The following is a 9,055-nucleotide window of genomic DNA, read 5'->3' as shown; positions in this document are numbered from 1 at the left end:
GCCGTGGACGAGGCCGTCGAGCTGGCAAAACAGCTGTCCACCGATGATTCGCCCGGCTTCGTCAACGGAGTGCTCGGTCAGATAGTGCTGGTTGCGCCTCAGGTACGAGCCGCAGCGGCCGCGGTATCGAGCCGTCCGCAGCCCGACGTGCCCGGTGCTGCGTCCGTCGACGCCGAACAGTGACGGACCCCTTCACGGTTTTGTGACCGAACGCTCTGCGAGCCTGGTGAGTGCGGTTCGCAGAGCGTTGCTAGGCTCTATGCAGTTCTTGTTCAGACATCCTTTAACGATCCGTCCAGAGAGGCGGAGAAGGAGGTCGTAGTTTGCCTGCGCCCGAAAGCCCGTCTGCGGACCCCGCCGTTCGCGAATTGCTGTCCTCGGCCGATGTGGGACGAACCATCTCCCGCATGGCTCACCAGATCATCGAGAAGACCGCGCTCGATGCCCCCGACTCACCACGTGTGGTGTTGCTCGGCATCCCCACCCGGGGTACCACCCTGGCGGAGCGCCTCGCCGATCGCATCGAGGCATTTTCCGGAGTGCGACCCCCGCTCGGTTCACTCGACATCACGCTGTACCGCGACGATCTGCGGAACAAGCCTCACCGTCCACTCGAACGGACGTCGGTACCGTCCGGCGGTATCGACGACGCCTTGGTGGTGCTGGTCGACGACGTCCTGTTCTCCGGGCGAACCGTCCGCTCCGCTCTCGATGCCCTACGAGACCTCGGTCGTCCCCGAGCTGTGCAACTTGCGGTGCTGATCGACCGGGGACATCGTGAGCTGCCCCTGCGCGCGGACTACGTCGGCAAGAACGTACCCACCGCTCGCACCGAGGACGTGTCGGTCTTGCTCTCCGAGCACGACGGCCGCGACGGCGTCAGCCTGTCCGAGGGAGGCTCGGCTCGATGAAGCATCTGCTCTCGGTTGCCGACCTCACGATCGAGTCCGCCACCGAAATCCTCGACGAAGCAGAACGCTTCGAGCAGGCTCTGCTCGGACGCGAGGTCAAGAAGCTGCCGACCCTGCGCGGACGCACCATCATGACGGTGTTCTTCGAGAACTCGACCCGCACGCGAGTGTCCTTCGAAGTCGCCGGAAAGTGGATGAGCGCCGACGTCATCAACGTCAGTGCCAGCAGCTCCTCGGTGTCGAAGGGGGAGTCGCTCCGCGACACAGCGATGACGCTGCGCGCCGCCGGAGCCGACGCGCTCATCGTCCGACACCCGGCGTCCGGTGCCGCACACCAGATCGCCCAGTGGACCGCCGGTCAGGGATCCGGCGTAGACGGTCGTTCCGCTGGCTCCACTCCTGGCCTCGATGGTCGTTCCGCTGGCTCCACTCCTGCTGGCGGCCCGGCGGTGATCAATGCGGGCGACGGCACTCACGAACATCCCACCCAGGCGCTGCTCGACGCACTCACCTTGCGTCAACGACTCGGTGACATCGCCGGCCGTCGGATTGCGATCGTCGGCGACATCCTGCACAGCCGGGTGGCGCGCTCGAATGCGATCCTGCTGGCCACGCTCGGAGCCGAGGTCGTGCTGATCGCGCCCCCCACTCTGCTCCCCATCGGGGTCAGCGGCTGGCCCGTGCGGGTGTCCTACGACATCGACGCCGAACTGCCCGGATTGGACGCAGTACTGATGCTGCGAGTGCAGGCCGAGCGAATGAACGGCGGGTTCTTCCCGTCCGCGCGTGAGTACTCGATCACCTACGGACTCTCGCAGCGCCGACTGGACCTGCTGCCCGAGCATGCGGTGGTGCTGCACCCAGGTCCGATGCTTCGCGGTATGGAGATCGCCTCTTCGGTGGCTGATTCTCCGAAAACTGCAGTCCTGCAACAGGTTACGAATGGAGTTCACGTGCGGATGGCAGTGCTGTTCCGGTTGCTGGTCGGTTCGGACGGAGGCGCATCATGAGCGCATCCACGCCCTCTGTCCTGCTCCGGGGCGTTCTGGTCTACGGAGAGGGACCCGAAACCGACGTCCTGATCACCGGCGAGGAGATCGTCGGAATCGGGTCCGATCTCGATGCCGACGGCGCAGACGTGGTCGATGCCAGAGGTCAGATTCTGCTGCCCGGTTTCGTCGACATGCACACGCACCTCCGCGAGCCCGGCCGTGAAGACACCGAGACCATCGAATCGGGCTCCGCCGCAGCGGCTCTGGGTGGGTACACCGCAGTGTTCGCGATGGCGAACACCGACCCCGTCGCAGATTCGGTGGTCGTGACCGATCACGTCTGGCGTCGCGGACAGGAAGTCGGCCTCGTCGACGTCCATCCTGTAGGAGCGATCACCGTCGGGTTGAAAGGAAAGCAGCTCGCCGAGATGGCCACGATGGCGGCGGGCATCGGCGGGGTGAAAATGTTCTCCGACGACGGACACTGCGTCGACGATCCACTGATCATGCGTCGCGCGCTGGAGTACTCCAGTTCGCTGGGCGTACTCATCGCTCAGCACGCCGAAGAGCCGAGGTTGACAGTCGGTGCCGTCGCGCACGAGGGACCGAACGCGGCGCGGCTCGGGCTGGCCGGTTGGCCGCGAGCGGCCGAGGAATCGATAGTCGCGCGCGATGCTTTGCTCGCTCGTGATGCGGGTGCGCGGGTGCATATCTGCCACGCATCCACCGCGGGCACGGTAGAGCTGATGAAATGGGCTCGTGGGCAGGGGATTTCGATCACCGCCGAAGTAACTCCGCACCACCTGTTGCTTGACGACTCGCGACTCGAGACCTACGACGCGATCAACAAGGTGAACCCACCGCTGCGCGAGACGTCCGACGTAGCAGCCCTGCGCAAGGGGCTGTCCGACGGAGTGATCGATTGTGTGGCAACCGATCACGCGCCGCACGCCGAGCAGGACAAGTGCTGTGAATTCTCGGTCGCGCGTCCCGGCATGCTCGGTCTCGAAACGGCGCTCTCCATCGTGGTCGACACGATGGTGAACTCCGGTTTGCTCGATTGGCGAGGCGTGGCGCGAGTGATGAGCGAGCGTCCCGCCGAGATAGTCGGATTGACCGACCAGGGCCGGCCCATCGAGGTCGGTGAAATCGCGAATCTCACGCTGGTGGATCCGGATGCGAGTTGGACGGTGTCGGGCAAGAACCTCGCCAGCGTCGCGCACAACACACCGTTCGAGGACATGACGTTCTCCTCGAAGGTGACCACGACAGTGCTGCGCGGACGAATCACCGTCCGCGACGCAGCCGTGGCGAGCAGAGCAGGAGAGTAGCGCCGTGGACAGAGTTCTCATCGTCATCGGGTTCGTCGTGTTCTGGGCGCTGATGATCGCGCTGATCTTCTGGGGTTGGCGCGGACGGCAGAAGCGTCAGGAAGAGCGAATCGGTGAATTTCCGGTCGTGCCCGACGATCTGGGTACCACCCATATCGAGCCGGCCACCGGCCTGTACGTCGGCAGCACCATCGCGCCGAGCTGGCAGGATCGCATCGCCGTCGGCGACATCGGTCACCGGGCCACCGGCGAGCTCTCTCGACACGAGAACGGGATTCTCCTGGATCGGAACGGCGAGTCGCCGATCTGGATTCCGAACGAGTCCATCCGGGCAATCCGCACCGAACGCGGGTTGGCCGGCAAGGTCATGACCAAGGACGGGCTCCTGGTCATCCGCTGGGAGCTGCCCACGGGGACCGAGATAGACACCGGCTTTCGGGCCGACGACAAGCAGATCTACCCGGTGTGGACAGCGAGTGCCACCGGAGAAACCAAGGAGGAAACCGCGTGAGCAGCGCAGTTCTTGTTCTGGAGGACGGCCGGACATTCCGCGGCACCACGTTCGGCGCGCAGGGGCGCACCCTCGGTGAGGCGGTGTTCTGCACCGGAATGACCGGGTACCAGGAAACACTCACCGACCCGAGCTATCACCGACAGATCGTCGTCGCGACTGCGCCGCAGATCGGAAATACCGGCTGGAACCAGGAAGACGGTGAAGCTGCCAGCGCCCAGGATCCGAACAAGATCTGGGTCGCCGGATACGTCGTGCGCGATCCTGCGCGCCGCACGTCGAGCTGGCGTTCGACCGGAACCCTGCAGGATCAGCTCGAGGCGCAGAACGTCGTGGGTATCGCAGGCATCGACACGCGCGCGCTGGTGCGGCATCTGCGAACCAGGGGATCGATGCGCGCGGGAGTGTTCTCGGGCGACGCACTCGGTACCTCGGACGAGATGCTCGAGCAGGTGATCGGTCAACCCTCGATGCTCGGGGCGGATCTCGCCGGTGAAGTGACCACCGGGGCCGTATACACCATCGAGCCGTCCGGAGACGCTCGATTCACGGTGGTCGCCGTCGATCTCGGCATCAAGACCAACACGCCGCGGATGTTCGCCGAGCGCGGCATTCGGGTCCACGTGGTGCCCTCGAGCACCACTGTCGATCAGGTTCTCGAGCTGAAGCCCGATGGCGTCTTTCTCTCCAACGGACCGGGCGACCCGGCGACGGCCGATACCAGCGTCGCGCTGGCCAGGGGAGTGCTCGAACGTGAGCTGCCCCTGTTCGGTATCTGCTTCGGCAACCAGATACTCGGCCGGGCGCTCGGCCGCGGCACCTACAAGATGAAGTTCGGTCACCGAGGCATGAACATCCCGGTGATCGAGCACACCACCGGCCGCATCGCGATCACCGCGCAGAACCACGGGTTCGCCCTCGAGGGCGAAGCAGGCGAGGAATTCGATACCGCCTTCGGTCGCGCTCGCATCTCGCACACGTGCGCCAACGACGGCACCGTCGAGGGCGTCGAGCTGATCGACGGCCGCGCCTTCTCCGTGCAGTACCACCCCGAGGCCGCGGCCGGTCCCCACGACGCCGCCTACCTCTTCGACCGTTTCACCAGCGTCCTTCAGGAGAGCAAGTAATGCCACGCCGTACAGACCTGAGCCACGTACTGGTCATCGGATCGGGCCCGATCGTCATCGGGCAGGCCTGCGAGTTCGACTACTCGGGCACGCAGGCCTGCCGGGTGCTCCGAGAGGAAGGGCTTCGCGTCAGCCTGGTCAATTCCAACCCGGCAACGATCATGACCGACCCCGAGTTCGCCGACGCCACCTACGTCGAGCCGATCACGGCCGAGTTCATCGAGAAGATCTTTGCTCGCGAGGCCGAACAGGGCCACCCCATCCAGGCCGTGCTCGCCACCCTGGGTGGACAGACGGCGCTCAACGCCGCTGTCGCACTGCACGATCAGGGAATTCTCACCAAGTTCGGCGTCGAGCTGATCGGTGCCGACTTCGACGCCATCCAGCGGGGCGAGGACCGGCAGAAGTTCAAGGACATCGTCGCCAAGGTCGGCGGTGAATCCGCCAAGTCAGCCGTCTGTTACACGATGGACGAGGTCCGTAGCGCCGTCGCCGAGTTGGGCTTCCCGGTCGTCGTGCGTCCGTCGTTCACCATGGGCGGTCTCGGATCGGGTCTGGCGTACAACGACGAGGACCTGACCCGGATCGCCGGCGGCGGACTGGCCGCGTCACCGTCGGCGAATGTCCTGATCGAGGAATCGATCCTCGGCTGGAAGGAATACGAGCTCGAGCTCATGCGCGACGGTCGTGACAACGTCGTCATCGTCTGCTCCATCGAGAACGTCGATCCGGTCGGCGTCCACACCGGCGATTCGGTGACAGTCGCGCCCGCGATGACACTGACCGACCGTGAGTACCAGAAGATGCGGGACCTCTCGATCGACATTCTGCGTGAGGTGGGCGTCGACACCGGCGGCTGCAACATCCAGTTCGCGATGGACCCGGCGGACGGCCGACTCGTCGTCATCGAGATGAACCCCCGCGTATCGCGCTCGTCGGCGTTGGCCTCGAAGGCGACCGGCTACCCGATCGCGAAGATGGCCGCCAAGCTGGCCATCGGGTACACCCTCGACGAGATCGTCAACGACATCACCGGGGAAACTCCGGCGTGTTTCGAGCCGACCCTCGATTACGTGGTGGTCAAGGCACCGAGGTTCGCGTTCGAGAAGTTTCCCGGTGCCGACGGCACACTGACGACCACGATGAAGTCCGTCGGTGAGGCGATGTCCATCGGCCGCAACTTCACCGAGGCCTTCGGCAAGGTGATGCGCTCGCTGGAAACCAAGCGCGCGGGTTACTGGACCGGCCCGGAGGTCGAGGAAGAAAGTCTGGACGCGTTGCTGAAGGACCTGTCCGTTCCGCAGGACGGTCGGATGTACGGGATCGAGAAGGCATTCGCCCTCGGTGCCACCCTCGAGCAGCTGTTCGAGGCCACCAAGATCGATCCGTGGTTCCTCGACCAGTTCCAGCAGATCCACGAACTCGGTGTCCAGGTTCGCGAGGCCGCCGAGTTCGACGAGGCGCTGCTTCGCCAGGCCAAGTATCACGGTTTGTCGGACCGCCAGATTGCTGCGCTGCGCCCCGAGCTCGACGGCGAGGACGGTGTGCGCGCGCTGCGCGACGAGCTCGGTGTGCACCCGGTCTACAAGACGGTCGATACCTGCGCGGCGGAGTTCGAGGCCAAGACGCCGTACCACTACGGCACCTACGAACTCGACCCCGAGGCCGAGTCCGAGGTTGCCCCGCAGCCGGACCGTCCCAAGGTGCTGATCCTGGGCTCGGGTCCCAACCGCATCGGTCAGGGCATCGAATTCGACTACAGCTGTGTGCATGCGGCACTGACGCTGTCCGAGGCCGGTTACGAAACGGTCATGGTCAACTGCAACCCCGAGACCGTGTCCACCGATTACGACACCGCCGACCGCCTGTACTTCGAGCCACTGACGTTCGAGGACGTCCTCGAGGTGTACCGGGCCGAGGCCGCGTCGGGCACGGTACGAGGGGTCATCGTGCAGCTTGGCGGTCAGACCCCGCTCGGCTTGGCGAAGCGGTTGAAGGCTGCAGGCGTGCCCATCGTCGGAACGTCACCCGAAGCGATCGACCTTGCCGAGGACCGTGGTGAATTCGGCAAGGTGCTCGATGCGGCAGGTCTGCCCGCTGCGAAGTACGGCACCGCGACGACATTCGACGGAGCCCGCGAGATCGCCGCAGGCATCGGCTACCCGGTGCTGGTGCGACCCTCCTACGTACTCGGCGGACGTGGCATGGAGATCGTGTACGACGAGGCGTCGCTCGCGACGTACATCTCCAACGCGACGGAGATCTCGGACGACCGCCCTGTCCTGGTCGACCGCTTCCTCGAAGATGCAGTCGAGATCGACGTGGACGCACTGTGCGACGGCACCGAGGTGTACATCGGCGGCATCATGGAACACATCGAGGAGGCCGGTATTCACTCCGGGGACTCGGCCTGTGCGCTACCGCCCATCACCCTCGGCAAGACCGACCTCGAGAACGTGCGGCGATCCACCGAAGCCCTCGCGAAGGGAATCGGTGTGCAGGGTCTGCTCAACGTGCAGTACGCGCTCAAGGACGACATTCTGTACGTCCTCGAGGCCAATCCGCGTGCGAGCCGCACAGTGCCGTTCGTGTCCAAGGCGACCGCCGTGCAACTGGCGAAGGCCTGCGCCCGCGTGATGCTGGGGGAGAGCATCGCCGAGCTGCGCACCGCGGGCATCCTGCCGGAGTCCGGCGACGGCGGCACCGTTCCGGCGGGAGCCCCGATCGCAGTCAAGGAAGCGGTGTTGCCGTTCAACCGGTTCCGCCGGGCGGACGGAACCGGGGTGGACACCCTGCTCAGTCCGGAGATGAAGTCGACCGGTGAGGTGATGGGTATCGACTTCGATTTCGGTACCGCCTTCGCCAAGAGTCAGACCGCCGCGTACGGCTCGCTGCCCGCAGACGGCGCGGTCTTCGTGTCGGTAGCGAACAAGGACAAGCGGTCGCTGATCTTCCCGGTCAAGCGGCTCGCAGATCTGGGCTTCACGATCCTGGCAACCGAGGGGACCGCAGATGTGTTGCGGCGCAACGGAATCAAATGTGAGCAGGTCTACAAGCAATCGGGTGAGGACGTACCAGAAGGCGAGCGGACCATCGTCGACCGCATCCTGGCCGGCGATATCGCCATGGTGATCAATACTCCGTACGGCAACTCCGGCCCCCGGGTCGACGGATACGAGATCCGCAGCGCCGCGGTGGCGCAGAACATTCCGTGCATCACCACGGTGCAGGGTGCATCAGCAGCCGTGCAGGGAATCGAGGCGGCAATCGCCGGGGGAATCGGAGTTCGCTCGCTGCAGGACCTGCATGCCGGGCTGAAGGAGGGGCTGATCGCGCCGTGACCCATCGCCACAGTTGGTCGGATCGGTTGCGTTCGGCGGTGCAGGCGCGAGGTCGGCTCTGTGTCGGTATCGATCCGCATCCCGCGTTGCTCGAAGCCTGGGAGTTACCACGCTCGGCGGACGGTCTCGAGGTGTTCGCCGAGTTGTGCGTCGAGGCATTCGTCGGTGAGGTAGCGATCGTCAAGCCGCAGGTGGCATTTTTCGAGGCATACGGTGCAGCCGGCTACGGGGTGCTCGAGCGCACTGTCGGTGTGTTGCGGGATGCGGGCACGCTGGTGATCGCCGATGCCAAGCGCGGCGACATCGGCACCACGATGGACGCCTACGCGCACGCGTGGCTCGAGCCCGAGTCGCCGTTGTCCTCCGATGCCGTGACGGTGTCGCCGTACCTCGGTTTCGATTCGCTGGGCGAGACCGTCGAACGGGCGGTGCGGCACGATCGCGGTCTGTTCGTACTCGCTCGGACGTCGAATTCGGAGGGGTCGGCCCTGCAGCAAGCCACGACCTCGAACGGTGGATCGGTGGCTCAATCGATCGTCGATGCGGCAGCAGCCCGCAATCGTGTCGATGCCGACACCGTGGGGTTGGTCGTCGGAGCCACGCGCGATCACGGTCTCGATCTGTCGGCGTACTCCGGCCCTGTTCTGGCGCCCGGTCTGGGAGCGCAGGGAGCGACGGTTGCCGATCTCGCGGACATCTTCCGCGATTGTCGTGAGCTGTTGCTCCCCAACTCCTCACGCGGCGTCCTGGCCGCGGGCCCATCGGTGACGGCTCTGCGCGACGCGGCGAGACGTCTGCGCGACGAGGTCGAAGCCGGTCTCGCATAGACGATGCTGCGTCGG

Annotated in this window: 8 protein-coding genes; all 8 read left to right on the top strand. The window is 65.3% G+C overall.

The features are described 5' to 3' along the window. Positions 1 to 183, top strand: a 183-nt coding sequence (locus tag RHODMAR_RS16615) for a transcription antitermination factor NusB (RefSeq protein WP_008716593.1), incomplete at its 5' end; no start/stop codon positions are given. Positions 184 to 323: 140 nt separating this feature from the next. Further along, on the top strand, positions 324 to 911 hold the full coding sequence (gene pyrR, locus RHODMAR_RS16610; RefSeq protein WP_008716591.1) for a bifunctional pyr operon transcriptional regulator/uracil phosphoribosyltransferase PyrR: 588 nt from the start codon (positions 324 to 326) through the stop codon (positions 909 to 911). Next, on the top strand, positions 908 to 1,921 hold the full coding sequence (locus tag RHODMAR_RS16605; protein ID WP_008716590.1) for an aspartate carbamoyltransferase catalytic subunit: 1,014 nt from the start codon (positions 908 to 910) through the stop codon (positions 1,919 to 1,921). The genes pyrR and RHODMAR_RS16605 overlap by 4 nt, the downstream gene beginning before the upstream one ends. Further along, entirely contained in the window at positions 1,918 to 3,234 is a 1,317-nt protein-coding gene (locus tag RHODMAR_RS16600) for a dihydroorotase (protein WP_008716588.1), read from the top strand. The genes RHODMAR_RS16605 and RHODMAR_RS16600 overlap by 4 nt, the downstream gene beginning before the upstream one ends. A gap of 4 nt (positions 3,235 to 3,238) precedes the next feature. Further along, complete coding sequence (locus RHODMAR_RS16595; protein ID WP_008716586.1) at positions 3,239 to 3,745, top strand: PH-like domain-containing protein; 507 nt, start codon at positions 3,239 to 3,241, stop codon at positions 3,743 to 3,745. Then, positions 3,742 to 4,872 carry a glutamine-hydrolyzing carbamoyl-phosphate synthase small subunit gene (gene carA / locus RHODMAR_RS16590; protein WP_008716584.1) on the top strand — a complete coding sequence of 377 codons (1,131 nt, stop codon included), beginning with the start codon at positions 3,742 to 3,744 and terminating at the stop codon, positions 4,870 to 4,872. The genes RHODMAR_RS16595 and carA overlap by 4 nt, the downstream gene beginning before the upstream one ends. Beyond that, complete coding sequence (gene carB / locus RHODMAR_RS16585; RefSeq protein WP_008716583.1) at positions 4,872 to 8,213, top strand: carbamoyl-phosphate synthase large subunit; 3,342 nt, start codon at positions 4,872 to 4,874, stop codon at positions 8,211 to 8,213. The genes carA and carB overlap by 1 nt, the downstream gene beginning before the upstream one ends. After that, complete coding sequence (gene pyrF, locus RHODMAR_RS16580; protein ID WP_008716581.1) at positions 8,210 to 9,040, top strand: orotidine-5'-phosphate decarboxylase; 831 nt, start codon at positions 8,210 to 8,212, stop codon at positions 9,038 to 9,040. Before carB ends, pyrF begins: the two co-directional genes overlap by 4 nt. Positions 9,041 to 9,055: the final 15 nt, after the last annotated feature.

Origin of the sequence: Rhodococcus sp. AW25M09 (assembly GCF_000333955.1) — a bacterium.
Lineage (GTDB): Bacteria > Actinomycetota > Actinomycetes > Mycobacteriales > Mycobacteriaceae > Rhodococcoides.
The sequence above is the reverse complement of the archived record's forward strand: the minus strand, read 5'-3'. Positions and strand labels throughout refer to the sequence as shown.